Annotated in this window: 11 protein-coding genes; 9 read left to right on the top strand and 2 right to left on the bottom strand. The window is 45.7% G+C overall.

The annotated features are described in order from the left end of the window. Positions 1-77 precede the first annotated feature (77 nt). From AC58QT_RS10765 to AC58QT_RS10725, 9 genes are all read left to right on the top strand, one after another. Positions 78-1,367: a glycoside hydrolase family 28 protein gene (locus AC58QT_RS10765; protein ID WP_497408968.1), complete on the top strand. Its 1,290-nt coding sequence runs from the start codon at positions 78-80 to the stop codon at positions 1,365-1,367. Beyond that, on the top strand, positions 1,355-2,542 hold the full coding sequence (locus AC58QT_RS10760; RefSeq protein ID WP_497408967.1) for a TolB-like translocation protein: 1,188 nt from the start codon (positions 1,355-1,357) through the stop codon (positions 2,540-2,542). Before AC58QT_RS10765 ends, AC58QT_RS10760 begins: the two co-directional genes overlap by 13 nt. Before the next feature lie 146 nt (positions 2,543-2,688). After that, positions 2,689-3,585, top strand: coding sequence for an ABC transporter permease (locus AC58QT_RS10755; protein WP_497408966.1), 897 nt, complete (start codon positions 2,689-2,691; stop codon positions 3,583-3,585). Beyond that, the gene (locus AC58QT_RS10750; protein WP_497408965.1) at positions 3,585-4,502 is read left to right on the top strand and encodes a carbohydrate ABC transporter permease; all 918 of its coding nucleotides are present in this window, start codon (positions 3,585-3,587) and stop codon (positions 4,500-4,502) included. Before AC58QT_RS10755 ends, AC58QT_RS10750 begins: the two co-directional genes overlap by 1 nt. Before the next feature lie 76 nt (positions 4,503-4,578). Beyond that, complete coding sequence (locus AC58QT_RS10745; RefSeq protein WP_497408964.1) at positions 4,579-6,126, top strand: extracellular solute-binding protein; 1,548 nt, start codon at positions 4,579-4,581, stop codon at positions 6,124-6,126. A gap of 86 nt (positions 6,127-6,212) precedes the next feature. Beyond that, entirely contained in the window at positions 6,213-8,462 is a 2,250-nt protein-coding gene (locus tag AC58QT_RS10740; protein WP_497408963.1) for a helix-turn-helix domain-containing protein, read from the top strand. A 61-nt stretch (positions 8,463-8,523) separates the two neighbouring features. Next, positions 8,524-9,159 carry an SGNH/GDSL hydrolase family protein gene (locus tag AC58QT_RS10735; RefSeq protein WP_497408962.1) on the top strand — a complete coding sequence of 212 codons (636 nt, stop codon included), beginning with the start codon at positions 8,524-8,526 and terminating at the stop codon, positions 9,157-9,159. 64 nt (positions 9,160-9,223) lie between these two features. Continuing rightward, entirely contained in the window at positions 9,224-13,255 is a 4,032-nt protein-coding gene (locus AC58QT_RS10730) for a LamG-like jellyroll fold domain-containing protein (RefSeq protein WP_497408961.1), read from the top strand. Between the two features lie 87 nt (positions 13,256-13,342). Next, entirely contained in the window at positions 13,343-14,515 is a 1,173-nt protein-coding gene (locus AC58QT_RS10725) for an oligogalacturonate lyase family protein (RefSeq protein WP_497408960.1), read from the top strand. A 285-nt stretch (positions 14,516-14,800) separates the two neighbouring features. Here AC58QT_RS10725 and AC58QT_RS10720 read toward each other — a convergent pair whose 3' ends face one another. Beyond that, positions 14,801-15,880 carry a spore germination protein gene (locus AC58QT_RS10720; protein WP_497408959.1) on the bottom strand — a complete coding sequence of 360 codons (1,080 nt, stop codon included), beginning with the start codon at positions 15,878-15,880 and terminating at the stop codon, positions 14,801-14,803. Positions 15,881-16,048: 168 nt separating this feature from the next. Further along, positions 16,049-16,918, bottom strand: coding sequence for an AraC family transcriptional regulator (locus AC58QT_RS10715; protein ID WP_497408958.1), 870 nt, complete (start codon positions 16,916-16,918; stop codon positions 16,049-16,051). Positions 16,919-17,031: the final 113 nt, after the last annotated feature.

The raw sequence follows: 17,031 nt of genomic DNA, 5'->3' as shown, positions 1-17,031 counted from the left end.
AATGAATATATACGGATAATTCTCAAACACGTTACGATACTTTCGTGTTCAAGAAAAAGAAAGGATCGTGGTGGAGCATGTTGGATGTGAAGGCTTATGGAGCTGTCGGGGATCGATCTAAACTGGATAGCGCAGCATTTCAGGCAGCCATAGATGAATGTCATTGGAATGGCGGAGGGACGGTGAACGTTCCGGTTGGCGACTATACGATTGGAAGTATAGAGATGAAGAGCGGGGTACTGCTTCATTTGGATATAGGGGCTACGCTCTGGGCATCACCCCATCGTGCCGATTACCGAGAAGATTGGTCAGGCGTGGACAAGAGCAAGATCTTAATCAAAGCGACGAATGCTGAGTCGTTCGGTATTACGGGCAAAGGCACGATTCGAGGGTTCGGCACAGAGAAGTTCGGTTCCTGGTGGGGGGTACCACAGCATCCTGAATTACGGGTATGCACCATGCTCTTAGATGATTGCCGCTCGGTCACGTTGGAAGATATCTGTATTCGGGACAGCGCGTTTTGGACTGTTCATTTGAAACATTGCGATACCGTTCATATTAACCGAATTTCCATTCACAATTATCGTTATCACTTGAATACAGATGGCATCGTACCAGATGGCTGTCGAAATGTATTTATTAAGGATTGTCATCTATCAACTGGGGACGATTGCATTCCGATTAAGAGCACGGAAAATCGAGCTTGCGGGCCCATTTTCGTGACGAATTGCATCTTGGAGTCTCCGAATACAGCCATTAAGTTTGGAACGGAGATTTATGGGACGATTAGCGATGTCTATATTAGTCACTGCACCATTAAATCAGCGATTGGGATCGGTATCTTCGTTAAAGACGGAGGAACTGTGGAGAGAGTGCAAATGAGTGGGATCACAATTGAATCGGCAGATCTGTACGATATCAAGCCGGTGGTTCCCGTGTTCATGGATATTGAGAAACGGCATGCCGATTCCAAGTTGGGGAGTGTGCGAGATATTGCTTTCCGCGATCTCTTTATAAGCACGCGAAGCTCCATTGTTGTGCAAGGGGCACCGGATAGTCGAATTGACAACCTATCATTTCAACAAATCACGATGCGCATTACAGGTTATACGCCTTTCGGCAATCGCTACAAACCTGTCACGGGCAGGCGGACGCTTAAAGAGCAACGAGATACGGAATTCATGATTAAGCCTGCTTATATGACGATTGCGTATGGAACGAATTTACGACTTGATCATATTCAAGTTTTCGATTGCGCAGAGGCGGCTGAACACAAGCGTCATGACATATGCCTCGCGTATTCGACGTGTGTTACCTACAATTACGTATCAGTGGAAGCTGGAGGTTACGAGCAATGGATCGGATAAAGGACGAGGTGTTAAAAGCAGAACGAATAACAAAACAAGATGGTCATTATTTTTTCGGTTATTATGATACGCCGGCTTGGAGCGGGAATGATCGGTATCATCTCTGCCATAGAGTCGCGTTTTGCAATCGTCTCTCGCGTGCGGAAGACCGGGCCGAGCTTGGTTATCTCGATTTAAGCAACAACAGCTTTACCGTCATCGCAGAGACAACAGCATGGAACTTTCAGCAGGGGAGCATGCTGCAATGGCATCCTGCGTATCCGGAGGATACGGTTATTTATAATGTACGGAAAGGCAGCACCTATGAAGGCGTCGTGCTGAATTTGACAACGGGCAAGTCCTTTTCATTGGAGAGGCCGGTAGCCAATGTCGATCCGACTGGACGCTATGCGGTTAGCATCAATTTTCCCCGCATGTACGATTTTCGTCCGGGATATGGCTATGCCGGTGAAGCCGATCCCAATGCGAACGTCCTTCATCCGCAGGATGATGGCATCCATCTAATCGACTTGCAGTCAGGAAAGAGTCGGCTGACGATTTCATTGCAGGAGATATGGGAATTTACGAAATCATATTTTCAAGGTGAGGATAGAAAGATATTGATCAACCATATCACCTTTAACACGGATGGCTTTCGCCTGATCGCACTAGTACGCTGTTTTCCAGATAAAGATAAGATATGGAAAACGGCTGTCGTGACGATGAATAGGGACGGTTCCGATGTATTCCTGCTTGCCGACTATGGGTATGCATCGCATTATCATTGGCGAGATCGCGAGCATTTGGTGATTCACGCTGGTGAAGGGCAGACCCATCCTGAGGGCGAGCAGCTCTATGTGTGGAAAGACAAGAAGCATGAGATACAGACGATTGATACGTCTTTTTTTCTAAAAGATGGACATTGCAGCTACTCTCCAGATCGACGATACATGCTTTATGACAGTTACCCAGATAGCGATTCTTATCGGCATTTGTATATCTACAACCTACAAACCCAAAAGGGAATCAAGCTCGGCTCGTATTACTCCATGCCTGAACTAGACGGCGATATTCGCTGCGATCTACATCCCCGCTGGAATCGAGAGGGCACATGGATCTCATTCGATTCGACGCATGAAGGACAACGGCACGTGTATCGGATGAATTTGTCTTCAATCCTAACGAATGATAACTAGGCTAACTAATGATAATCGAAGGATAAACCGTGCAGAAACAGTGTTGTCCGGCATGTGGTTCAGCAAAGAGGATATACGGATAATCTTAAATCCGGCTAAAGTGAGTTTGTAAGGTTTAATTACTCGACAAGGTGGTGCTATAGGTAGTGCAATTAGAGCTAGGTAAATATCGATGGTTATATCTCATGATGATTCCTGGTATTTTATATTTTATTATTTTTCGATACTTGCCAATGTTCGGTAACATGATCGCTTTTCAAGATTATCAACCGTTTCTCGGATTTTCGGGTAGTCCTTGGGTTGGATTCAAGCATTTCCACAGGTTGTTTACGGAAGACACGTTTCTAGTGTTACTCCGAAATACGTTGATGTTGTTCGTGTATGGATTTGTATTCGCTTTTCCAATCCCGATCATTCTCGCACTTATGTTAAATGAAGTCCGCAAGCAGTTGTTCAAGCGATTTATTCAAACGGTTATTTATTTGCCACATTTTCTTTCTTGGGTCGTTGTGGTTTCACTATCCTACCTCATGCTGACGACCGAAGGCGGAATTATTAACAATCTATTGGTATCGCTAGGCAGCAATAAAGTTAACTTTATGCTCGACGCTGGATGGTTCCGCCCATTATATACAATTCAGTCTATCTGGCATGATGCGGGGTGGGGGACGATTATTTATCTAGCTGCCATAGCCGGTGTGGACACGAGTCTTTATGAGGCAGCAGAGATCGACGGAGCGAGCAGACTACGCCAAATTTGGCATATTACATTGCCAGGCATACGCAATGTTGTTGTCATTCTGCTCATCCTTAAAGTAGGGGATATCATGGATCTTAGCTTCGATCATGTGTTTCTGATGTCGAACGCGATGAATCGAGGTGTGGCGGATGTGTTCGATACTTACGTCTATAATGTCGGAATTCTAGGCGGTCAATTCAGTTACAGCACAGCAGTCGGTCTATTTAAATCGATAGCGGGCTTGATTATGGTATTTTTCGCAAACCGCTTAGCCAAACAGTTCGGAGAAGAGGGTATATGGTAATGGAACAAACGAAACCGACAACAGCAGGAAGCGTATCTGTGCCACTCATCTCATCCCATAAGCGCTCGAGAAGCACGCTATTCGATGGGATCAACTATGTGTTGTTACTTCTTTATGCTCTGGTTTGTTTTATTCCGATTTTGCATGTCTTCGCGACTTCCATAGCGGCTTCTTCTCAGCTGGCAGCACATCCGTTTCTTCTTATCCCGACACAATTTAGCTTAGATGGATTCCGGTTTATTTTCTCCTCCAACACGTTACCGCGAAGTCTCCTGAACACGATTTTCATTACCGTGATAGGGACCGCGCTTAATGTCATTGTGACATCGCTAATCGCTTATCCCCTATCGAGAAAATATTTAAAGGTCCGTAATCCCGTTATGTTGATGATCTTATTCACCATGCTGTTCAGTGGCGGGCTGATTCCTAATTTCTTATTGGTAAAATCGATGGGGCTTCTAAACTCCTACTGGTCGTTATGGCTTACCGGGCTAGTTAGTCCTTTCATTTTAATCATATTGAAAAGCTTCTTTCAGGCACTTCCAGATGAATTGGAGGAATCGGCGAAAATCGATGGCGCAAGCGACCCCGTAATCCTGTTTCGCATCATTCTGCCTTTGTCCCTACCGGCTATCGCCACAATTTCTCTTTTCTATGCTGTGGGTCATTGGAACACGTTCCTATCGGCGATTCTGTATATGAATGATCAGGCCAAATGGCCTATTCAGGTGCTGCTCCGGCAGATCGTAACGGTTAGTACCGCCGGGGTCGGAGATGATGAGTTCGGGTACATTCCTCCTTCAAACATCGTTCGTGCTGCCGTTATTGTTGTGGCGACACTTCCAATCTTACTTTTATATCCGTTTTTGCAGAAATATTTTACGAAGGGTGTACTTCTCGGTTCGGTTAAAGGATGATGTTGGCATGACCCTTGGGAGTGCAGTTCGTCATCATTTAATATATAATTTTAATAGAAAGAGGGTATTGGTATAAATGAAAACGGTTACTAATCAAAAGAAGAGAGCTATGCTAGTTCTAGTACTAAGCACTGCGTTATTAGCGGCATGCAGCGATGGAACTAAAAGTGGGGATACGTCAAAAGCAACCCCATCATCATCCGCGACTACGGCAACGGGAACGTCCAGCGCCAAACCAGCTGTTGCGGTGGATATCTCCATGATGGCCATGTACACCTCGCCTAATGCACCAGCTGCCGACAGTGATGTCATGAAGAAGCTGATGGAGGTTACCAACTCGAAGTTGAACATCAACTGGGTGCCGAACGCGGCATACAATGACAAGCTGACAGCCTCCCTCGCGGCAGCAGATTTGCCAACGATTGTTGTTGCTGATCTCAATCTACCAGCTGTTACAAATGCGGTCGATGCCGGTGTTTTCTGGGATTTAACGCCCTATATAAAAGATTACCCTAATTTGAAGCGCCTTGATGCGGGTGTCCTGAACAATGCTTCCTACAAAGGAAAAAATTATGGGATCTACCGTTCACGAGATAAAGCGAGAAATACAATATTTATTCGCAAAGACTGGCTGGACAATATGGGGCTTAAAGCACCGTCTACGCCGCAGGAATTAATAAATACAGCAATTGCTTTCGGAAATGGCGATCCAGACAAGAACGGGAAGAAAGATACGACCGGATGGGTGATGGATAATGGCGGTTCGGATTTCAAAGCGATAATGACGTGGTTAGGCGGACCGAACGAATGGGCGGAAGACAGCGGTAAGTTAGTTCCGGCTGTGCTGACACCACAGTACACTGAAGCCCTGAATGCCATGAAGAAGTTATATGACGAGCATGGCGTCAACCAGGATTTCCTCCTCGTCGATTCCAACAAGAAGAACGAAATTTTCTATGGCGGCAAAGCGGGTATTTATTATCAGGTTTCTGATTCCACTCGGGAGAAGTCAGTACAGAAAAATGATCCGAAGGCACAAGTGATGATGATTAATCAATTTACAGGTCCGGCAGGCATCAAAACTCGAGGTGAAGCTGGCTTTAACTTGATGATGATGATTCCAAAGAAAGTCGTAAAGACAGAGGAACAGCTGCGCCAAGTATTAGGTTTTATTGATAAATTGGGCAGTAAAGAAGCGCAGCTTCTGTTGAGCTATGGCATCGAAGGGGTGCACTATACGTTGGACGGCGACAAAGTCGTGTGGAAGGATCAAGATGGTTTCACGAAGTCGACAGGCGCGGGTCCAGGCATCTATAACATGAGTATATTGACTGATCTGCTGCCGCAATTAAAATCGGACGATCCGCAAGTCGCTAGATCGACAGAAGTCCGTAGGGAAAATGAGAAGTTTGCTGTGTTCAATCCTGCGGCACCTTATAAATCGGCCACTTATACCACACTCGGCAAGACGTTGGATCAAACCGTCAACGACGCGCAAAGCAAATTTATTCTAGGCGAGCTTGATGTGGCAGGCTGGAAAAAAGCGATTGAGCAATGGAAGAGCAGCGGGGGCACGAAGTATATAGAAGAAATAAACGCCGCTTATCAGGCGGTTAAGAAGTAGCATGTCATCAACTAGCTAACAATGCCTGGGCTTTCTTTCTATCGTTTACTGGAGATAGCCCCAGTCGTCATAACGGAGGAGTAGCCATGAAGTCTTCTATTGGGTCGGGAACAAAGCGCATGAACATTGGGGTGTCTCGATACTTTACTAAGCTGCTGGCGATCAGTATATTGCTGGGTGCCATTCCCGTTATTACGCTGGGGTTACTTTCCTATGTCATTTCCTCCAATTCGATTAAAGAGAAAGTGATCCGTGGCAACGATTTGATATTGGCTCAGATTCATCTGCGAACGGAAAGGGAAATAAGTCTGGTCGATAAAATGATGAACCAATTGATGTACTCCACGCTAGTCGCACAGACGCTAAACAAAGCCGTTACCCAACATGACTTTCAGGCCGTGGGGCAAATTCAGCAAGAAATTGCTTTTATGCAGTCCTATGAGCTTGGGATCTCGGATGTTGTGCTTGTTAATCTTCAGAAAAATTGGCTGATTAGCAGTGGCGGCCGTTTTAACAGTTTTTCCTACTATTCGGATCCAGCACTTTTTTCTCGCTACACGGATGCCAGCCAGCAATTTAATCGGTATTACCTAACCGACAAAACGGTCACGGTCGTTGAAAGGCTGCCACTGCATTCCGCGAATCCAATTGCCTTGCTACTCGTCGACATTTCGCTTGATGACCTTAATGCCATCCTTGCCAAAAACAAAGAGTTCGGTGAAATGTTCATTATGGACGAAGATCGAAAATTTGTAGCTGGAACGAGCTCGGATTCACATTTGCAAGATGCACTCGGTTCTGCTGTGGCGCAAATTGCCAATCTTGAAAATGATAAGGCTGTTACCGCCGAATTGAACGGCAAGCCGTCCGTTATTATTCCCTACCGTTCAAGCTATAACAATTGGTTGTATTTATCGGTTATTTCGTTAGATGATATTTCGATAGATTCAAGGAAAATTGGCCGATACACGATTTATATTTGCACAGGCATATTAATTCTTACCATTCTGGTTTCGCTTTACAGCTCACGTGTTATTTATTCGCCTATCAAAAGATGGTATGGCGTGCTCCGGGATTTAGTGTCGGGCTCTGATAAAGGAAACGAAATTGACATCATCAGCGGAAAGTTGAAGTCACTTCTTCACTTGCGGCAGCAAATGAGCGAACAGTTGAAGCAGTTTTTCGTCACCAAGCTCCTGCTAGGCGAATGGCGTCGTAATGAAATCGAAGAGATGATGAAGAGTTACAATTACCCAACTAATCTAAAGCAATATATGGTGTTTGTATCGGAAATTGATTCTCTGGAAGGAACTAGTTATACAGAGAAAGATCGCTATCTATTAATGTTTGCAATCAGCAATATTGCCGGTGAGATTGTTCCTGCCCATGAGCGCTTTGAATCGGTCGTAATTAACCATTCGCAAGTGTTGATCATTGGCAGTGAGGGCGCCGACTCTCAGGAGGCTCGACTTCTGGCTTTTGAACGGGCGATGGCCATTCAGCAAAAGGTAAGAGAGTTTTTACGCTTGCCGTTAAGCATCGGTGTAAGCAGGGTACATACAGATTTAAAAGAAATACCGAAGGCTTATTTAGAAGGGTTGGAAGCTCTAAAATACCGAATTCGCTATGAGCAAGAATCGCTTCTTTTCTTCGATGAGGTTCAGCCTGACCGCGAGCTACCCCCCATTTTTCCATTGCAGATGGAGAATGACCTGATCGACTCGATTAAACTAGGCAATGAGGATGAGATCCGGCAGAAGCTTAGCGGTTTTCTTCAGGAAATTTACAAGAATGCAGCTAACCATCGAGATTACCAAATCTTTGTGGCGAGACTTCTGACTGATCTCCTTCGTCTTCACCAGGAAATTGGCGGCGTCATGCCATACGACGGTACAGTGTCGTTATTTCAAAGATTGTTTGAAATGAAGACGATTCCGGAAATTGAAGGTTGGTTTATGCACATGCTGATCACGCCATTAGTCAAGTTGATCAGCGAGCAAAAAGACAGGGCGCATCATCGCATCTCCAAAGAAGTCTGTACGATGATTAACAACGAAGCTGAAACCAATCTTACCTTGGAACTGTGCGCTGAACGGCTAAACTATCACCCTGTCTATGTCAGCCGAGTGTTTCGACAGGAGATGGGCATTAATTTCGGCGAGTATCTGGCGAATGTTCGACTTGGAATCGCGAAACGATGGTTACGAGAAACAGATATGACGATTAGTGACATCGCCCGGAAGCTTCATTTTAGCAATTCCGGTAATTTTATTCGATCATTTAAAAGTTCGGAGAACATCACACCAGGCAAGTATCGAGATCAAACGAAACAGTAAAGTACCGCCAGAGGAGGTGGTTGCTGAATGTAAATCACATATTTGAAAAGGAGGAGTAGTGTTGGATAAATTGTTCGTTGTAGGGGACAGCATATCCATCGATTACGGGGTATACCTGGAGCCAATGGTGGAAGGGAGCATGGTTTACGATCGTAAGAAGGATCGGGATTTCATCAACGAAAACCAAGATCTCCCCGAGGCGATGAGAGGTTCAAACGGTGGGGACAGCGGGATGGTGCTGCAATATTTATCTTATCTCGTAGCTAATCGCTTATTCGATTACACCCTATTGTTGCTGAATTGTGGTCTGCACGATATGAAACGAAAGGCGTCAACGGGCGAGCTGCAAGTCCCACTGGAGCAGTATGAAACCAATTTAAAGGCTATTCTAGAACTTATGCAGCCACTCCCTGTACGAATGGTATGGGTGAGGACCACGCCTGTTCATGATGCTATTCATGAGGAACGGATGAAGAAATTCAACCGTTTCAATCGCGACGTCAATCTCTACAATGAAGTTGCTGATCGCTTGATGGAGTCGGCTGGCGTCCAATCCATCGATTTGTACAGTTATACACAAAGGCTAGGCGATGGCAAGACGTTGTTCCGCGATCATGTGCATTACACTTCAGAGATATGCATGCGGCAGGCAGCTTACATTGCGGGCTGCTTGCACAACCAGAGAAACATACGATAACGAAGCTCATAACGCGCAAAACGTACGAATCTGTTAGGATCCATCACAAAGGAGGAACTACTGAATGAGTATCGTGTTGAGGAGTCGATTATGCAAGCTCATCATGTTTTGTTTGGTACTAGGTTGTATCCCGTTAGGAATGGCGAAGCCTGCTGCAGCTTTCGGGAATGGAAATCTATTAAACGGTGGGTTCGAGAGTGCAACAGGATCGGGTGTTCTAATCTTTGACAACTGGAAAATCGATTCGACAGGGTCGAAGGCGACAAACGGTACTCCGACGGGTTCAACCTATGCCCGTTCAGGCAACAATGCCTTGAAGGTATCGGCAGGATCCGGCAGTCAAAAGACACCGGCACAGCAATTCGTGTCTGTCATTCCCGGTCAAACGTACAACATTTCTTTTTACTTGAATGTCATTGCTTGCACCAACGCCGCATCCTCGACGGGAATGGTTGTTCGATTTTATGACAAGGCAGGGCCAGATAACTTCAATACAACCGGCTCCACGACAGTTGGTTCGGATGTCATCGTGGGTTCGGTTATAGGAACAACTACATCTGGATACACATTGTATCAAAATAACTTCACTGTGCCCGCCAACGCCAAATATATGCGGATCTACGTGTTCTCCAGCAGTGCAGTCAGCGGCAGTATGACCGCTTATGTCGATGATATCAGCCTCGTGCAAACCGGCGGCACGGCACCGAGCTCCGTGACAGGTGTCAGTTTGAATAAGACGTCGACGTCTATCGAGAAGGCGGGGACCGAGACGCTTACCGCCACGGTTGCTCCTTCCGGAGCACCGCAGGCAGTTGTCTGGAGCAGCAGCAATTCCTCCGTCGCTACTGTTGAGGCTAACACAGGGCTAGTCACGGCGGTGAATACCGGAACGGCGACCATCACAGCCACGTCTACAACAACTACGCCGCCGAGCACAACCCCTGCGGTGTACACGGCTTCAGCTCAAGTGACAGTGACGGCAGGAATGCCTACGCCGGTTTACGGGTTGACGCTGACACCTTCTTTTAACTCCATCAGTGCTTATATTGCAGGTGGGCGGGACGATTTGACTCGTCATCTGTACTACAAGAAGACAGCGGACACGGTGTGGAAGCATGCACTGGATCCCATTTATATTCCAGGCAAGGAGATTTTCTCAGGCAGTATTGTCAGGTTGGATGAGAATACGTCCTACGATGTCAAGTCGGATGTGTACTACGGAAGTACACTCATCAAATCGGAGACGGGGACCGTCCAAACCTGGACCTCGAACCCCGTGATTGCGCAGACGATTTCGTTATCTAGCTTGTACTCGAGCGGCGGGTTAGTCATTAACGGGTTGACTGGAACGAACAACGGGTGGATCAAAATTGTTAATGATACAGGTCTCACTATTGATGCCGGTACATTAACTCAGCATGCGGTAACGATTACGAATACGGTATATACGATTCTGGATGGCTTCATTGTCAAGGGCGGCAGCAAGAATGGCATCTACCTGAACAGTACGAATCACGACGTTCGGATTACTAATGCGGATATTTCCGGCTGGGGACGCACGGCAGTGGATACCGTGCATACAGCTGCACAGTTGGCTTATATCAATAAGAGTGATGTAGGCTATGGCACACCGATTGATACACAGGGAGATATGCTGGAAGGTGATGCTGGCTTCCGGATCGAGGACGCGAAAAACATCGTTGTAGAACGAAGCTACGTACATGAGCCGAGAGGTTACGCGAACCCGTGGGGAGGTATCACCTCGGATGGGCAAGTGTTTAGCAATTCTCACCCTCAAGGGCCAGAAGCGATGTACCTCCGAAGTGCAGGCGGCATGGTGGTCAGATATAACGATTTTAGTGGAACGGATGAGTATCACCGATTCAATGACGTGATCAGCGGCTATTACAATAATCAAGAGAGCGGCGGCTTTTATAAGGATGCAGATATCTACGGCAACTTCTTCGGATACGCCAATGATGATAGTGTCGAGTTTGACGGTGGACAGTCCAATATTCGGGTGTTCGACAATCGCTTCGAGATGAGCTATTCCGGTACCAGCTTCGCCCCGAATATGGTCGGGCCGAGCTATGCGTTCAATAATGTGTTTCATAATTTGAACGATTATCGAAGAACAGGTACGGGTTCGGTAGTTAAATTAGGCGGCAACAGCAGCACCGTGTATAAGGGAGAGACCTGGTTCTTCAACAATACGATTTATGCCGTTCCCAAAGCCATTACTGGCAGCAGTACGCCGAAGAACTGGTACGGCGGCACACGGAATAATCTCATTGTAGTGATGAGGGATCTCATTAAGGGATCGTCTAAATTTTACAACATTGAGGATAATAATCCGTCCGTGAACCCCGGTACGAATTTTGACTATGATGCGCTCGGACGCAGCACGGATGGGGATGGATCTGGGGATATTTATGCCAATCCAGGAGCCGAGGCACACGGATTGTTCAAGATTGGCAAGATGACGAATCCGGATGCAGGTGTTTTTACACCAACGACTTCGGGCATCAATACGGCAAGGGAAGTTAACGTTGTGGATCAGGGAACCATCGTGAACAACTTTGCGGATACGTACTCTGGTGCGTCTCCCGATATCGGTGCTTTTGAGCAAGGGGCGAGCAGCTTGTTCCCGAAACGGCCGATCCCGTTCCAATCAGATAAGTATTTAGTCAGTATTCCCGAAACGAGTAATTCAGCTACGTTCACGATTTCTACCGGAACACTCAGTGGATCCGGCAGTTATACGATTCGACGGAATGCGGAAGAAGATTGGTATTCCATTACCCCATCAACGGGAACTTTCGGAAGTAACTCTTCCGTAACGTTTACGGTTAACGTTGACCGCACGAAAGCTTCCTTTAACCGTGCTGTCGAATACTCGACTTTGTTTGTAAGGTTGACCAATGGATATTCAGTGCCAATTACGATCAAAGCTGAGAATACCGCTGTTTCGGTGCCTGTAGGGCAAACGTTACAGCTAAATTCCACGAAGCCATTCCCGAACACATCGAATTTGAATGCCGATTGGATATCGAGCAGTTCGGCGGCTACGATTACGTCTTCGACGGTTACCGATGTATCGTCCATTAATGTCGCTGGTGTGTATGCGGGTACCTCAACTATGACGGCGAATAGCTCGGTTAATGGCGTCAACCAAACGGAGTACAAGGTGCGTGTGCCGGCGATGCTAGGTGACCTGCAGGTAAATGGGCAGGCAGTTGCGGGGTTCAATTCGGGTACGTATAGCTACAATGTCGTACTTCCGACAGGCTCCGGTGTACCGACGGTGACGGCAACATCGCTGGATGCCAGCTCGGCGGCGCCTTCTACATTGGCATATAACTTACCGGCGAGTTTGCCTGGCACTGCGGTCGTAACGGTGACGTCTGCCGATGGAACGACGAGCAATGCGTATACGATTCAGTTTACCGTATCGTCTGGTTCTGGTTCCGTATCCCCTGTGGGGTACTGGAAGCTTGACGAAACATCGGGAACCGTCGCATCGGATTCCTCAGGCAATCTTTTGAATGGGACCTTGATTAATGGCCCCGTTTGGACAGCAGGCAAGATTGGAAACAGCTTGGATTTCGATGGTGCGAATGATGAAGTCGATCTGGGAACTCCCACTGAACTGCAATTTACGGGCGCCATGTCTCTGGCCGCTTGGGTCTATATCGACAGCTTCGCAAATGATGGCAGAATTATCTCGAAGGAGAATGGCTCGAATTCCAGGTCATGGAGCCTGTATTTGAATGCTGCAGGTAAAGGTGTCTTCCAGATCGCAACCGGTGCAACTTCTTCAATAAATGTAGTGACGGCAGGAACGCTGCCGGTTGGGCAATGGGTTCATCTGGCGGGGGTATTTGAGCCGGGAACTGCGTTAAAGCTCTACGTCAACGGAGCGTTAAGCAGCTCCAATCTGAGTTCAATTCCGTCTACCCAATATAACAACAATCAACATGTGTTTATAGGCAGGCGGCCGGATTTTTCCAATGCGTTTAACGGTAAGATAGACGAAGTATATGCTTTTGGCAGTGCACTGACTGGCTCGGATATTGGAGTGCTTGCGGGTAACTAGAAGATTGTACGGTCGTCGTCGATGCCCTATAGCGGCATCTACGACGATTCATGCTGCCGAACAAATAAACAAGGAGTGAAAAGTGCTATGAAAGGCGATGTCTATTACTCAACGATAACCAAAAAGCAAGACGAGCTAACAGGTGTCGAGGTCATACAGCTCACCGACAATTCCGGCGATACGTATCATCCCTATTTCACCAAAACATTGATTGATTCTGACAATAATTACATTCTTCTGGCATCTAACCGCTCCGGTTCGATGCAATTATACACATTGAGATTCAAAGACGGACAGATGGTGCAAATCACCGATCAGGAGGGGGTAATTCCTTTCAGTTCCGTACTCGATGCTTGGCATCATATTGTTTATTATTTTGCAGATCGCACGCTACTGCGTGTTCGCCTTGATAATCTAGAAACCGAGGAGCTCATGGAAATTCCACGTGGCTTTCATCCCAGCGATCTATCTGTCGATAATGCTGGGAAATATCTCGCTTTTTCGTATGTGGAGCATATGGAGCTATGTACGGATAGTGGTGGTACTTATTCAACACACAGGGAAAAACACTTCCGCAGACCAAGGAGCGTCGTCATCCGCTTTGATATTGAAAAAAAAGCTCCCTATGTGGTATGGGGAGAAGGGCAGTATATCTCGCATGTGAACATAAGCCCGGTCGATTCGAATTTGATTTTATTTTGTCATGAAGGTCCCTGGCTTCAGGTTCATAGAATGTGGACGGCACGCATCGATCATGACAAGGTGTATCCACTAGTAGATCAGAAGGTAGGATTGGAACGGATCGGACATGAATTTTTTACCGCCAGCGGAAGGGTTGGCGCTCAGTATTCATCTAGGGAGCGGGTAGGCGACGAATTTTTGGTGCATGGCGATATTTTCATCAACACAGACGGTTCGAACGAGAGAAGATATTATTACCCTTATACTCGGCCTTCCCATGTACAGATGAACTATCAGGAAACGATGGGTGTCGGTGATCGTGCGCACATTCGCGAAGTGATGAAGGATAACGGGAACTATATGTCCTTGTTAAAATACGAAGGGGGCTCGATCGAAGTCGGCCTTCTTTGTGCCCATGGCACTTCCTGGGGCAGCCAAATGTCACATCCGCATCCTATTTTTACCCGAAATGACGAGCATATCCTGTTCTCCTCCGACAGAGGCGGCAAATCCAATGTCTACATGGCTAGAGCAGATTGGGATAAAACGTTGAAGAGTGAAAAGCGAATAACAAGGTAAAAGCAAAAGTGACCGATGTCATGGATATCGATTACAAGAGAATGTTCAACTCTGCTGCTTTGCTTCGGATGTAATCGGCCGCTTGACGGTGTTCCTCTTGGTTAGGCAAGTGCTCCAGCATGAGCGGGACATCTCGGTTAACTGATGCAGCTCTGTCAGATAGACCGGATAGTTTAGCGAACCACGCCGCTTATGGCGCGTCATACTTATCAGGAATGAAAATGACAGATAAATCGACGTGAAAAAGCAACCGATTTCAATATCGGTTGCTTTTTCTACTAATACTTAATGTTTTCTGATCTTTGCAAATTTATGCGTTCTGTTAATGATCTTGTCTAAATTTCCTCGAACAAACAAACTATCCAAGAGTTCCGACTTACGCAAAGGCAATATTGGCGATAAGTATGGAACTCCATGTGAGTTAAGCATTGCAGCATAGATGGTTATTATAGTACACGCAATAATTAACCCCGTAAAATCAAACCAATACGCAATAAATATCAAAGGGTAACGAATTTGTTCAAACGTTGATAACCGGTTATATACTTGCAAACCCGCGATAGCAGATAATGATATTGCGGCAACAATTAACGAAGTGAATAAGTGAGCGGATACAGCTACTTGTCCTACAAAGTTTGCGGATACAAAGGAAATGAATATTATAAAGGGGCGATGGAGGCGGTGTACAATATCAACAATCATTCTAAATATTAAAAGCAAGCTTAACGTTTGCACAAGAGGTGACAACGCGGTTTCTTTCATTGTAAACACTTTGGGTGCTTTCTTCATAATTTCAGGATGATGATAAAAAATGCAAATAAGGACAGCTGGAATTAAGATACCAGCAAGACAACAAATGAAGCGAAAAAGAGGCGAAGAGAACTTTCCGAAGCCTGCAAAGTAATCATTCGATCCATAGAAACATTCCCAAAATAGAGATGGTACAACTGTACCGAACGGATTATTATCTACGATGATTCCTACCCGTCCTTCCATGAGGGAAGATACGAATGAATCAAATCTCTCTGTTGACCTTAGTGTGGGGAAAAAATCTCCACCCCAAGCTGACTTCAAATGATCAGTCACAGCTTTCTTATTGGGAACATATTTAAGATTAATCGTTTCAATTTGCTTAACAACACCATCATATATTTCCATATCAACAAGACCATCTACATAGCAAACGGCGACCTTTGTTGGAGCAATTGTGCCTACTGTCAGAGTTGTTACTATAAATCGCGGTGTATCCAGATACTGATGAAGAACGGTCAGATTTGTTTCGAGTTTTTCTGTAAATGCGACTTTAGCGCCATCTGGCGCATTGTCTTGTTCCGGTTTTTCAAGTGTGCGTTCAGGTTTACTCATAATAAATTGTCTCACCAACCAATTTCAGTGTATTAAGGTTATATTTCCCTAAAATTCCATTCATACACCTAGATCCTGATTAATTTTCCGAAAATTATTTTCTAAATAGACCTTGTTAAAAGTACCAGCAGCTCCCTTTTTGTTGCACGCTAGTGAATGTTACCCATCTCATCGATCTGCATGCTTCAATTTCCTATATTGGCTGGGCGTAAGCCCAATCTTTTTTTTGAATACGCGGTAGAAATGCGTCATATGGTTAAACCCTGTTTGAAAGGCGATTTCTTCCATACTTTCATGAGTCTCGAGAAGCAAGCGGAGCGCTTCCTTTACACGCAGCTCAGTCACATATTCCACAAAAGATCGACCTGTAAGCAGTTTGAACATCGTTGAAAAATAATTAACTGCCATAGTCGCTTCTGCAGCTGCTTCGCTAAGCTTTATGTCCTGACAATAGTTAGATTCAATAAACGCAAGCGCTTTGTCAAAATGGCTGCGGTTAGCTTGTACATGACGTTTTTCATCACGGTGTGCCATGAAAGCAGCGTACTCACGACCTGCTACCACGAGTAGTTTTTGAATAAGGGATTTAATAATTAACGCAAAGCCTTCCTGACGCCCTGAGAACTCTGTGTACATTTCGCTAATGAGTGCTTCAACCGTTTGTTGTCCTTGATAAGTCAAGTTGAGCTTAGGCAGCAAACTGTCATTCAATTGCACGAAAGGATGTATGAAAGCGAATTTTACAAAGTTATCCAGATTGCTAAGATCTAGTAAAGAACTGTCGAGTAGATGAGGCATGAAATCGATATGCACGAGTTCTATGTCTTTATCCTCGAACAACTCAAAGTTGTGCTCATAATGAGGTGGAATAGAAAAAAGGTCACCTTTTACGAGTGTAGCCTTTTGGTGCTCTACGACATGTACACAGCTACCTTGCTGGACGTAACAGATTTGGAAGTAATCGTGGGCGTGCAATCCGACTTGCTGCAGTAGTATTTTATTCTTCACAGTAAGATTAAATGGGAAATCGTTGCTCATGTTTTGTTCCACTGTGTAATAGCGCATTGGGCTTGGCTCGCTTTCTATGGAGTTGACTTCATCATCATTCAAAAACGGAAGAAAGTCTACTTTTTTCTGAAAAATGAGGATCG

The organism is Paenibacillus sp. J31R109, assembly GCF_059692055.1.
Note: the sequence above shows the minus strand (reverse complement) of the source record. Positions and strands in the feature narration are given on the sequence as shown.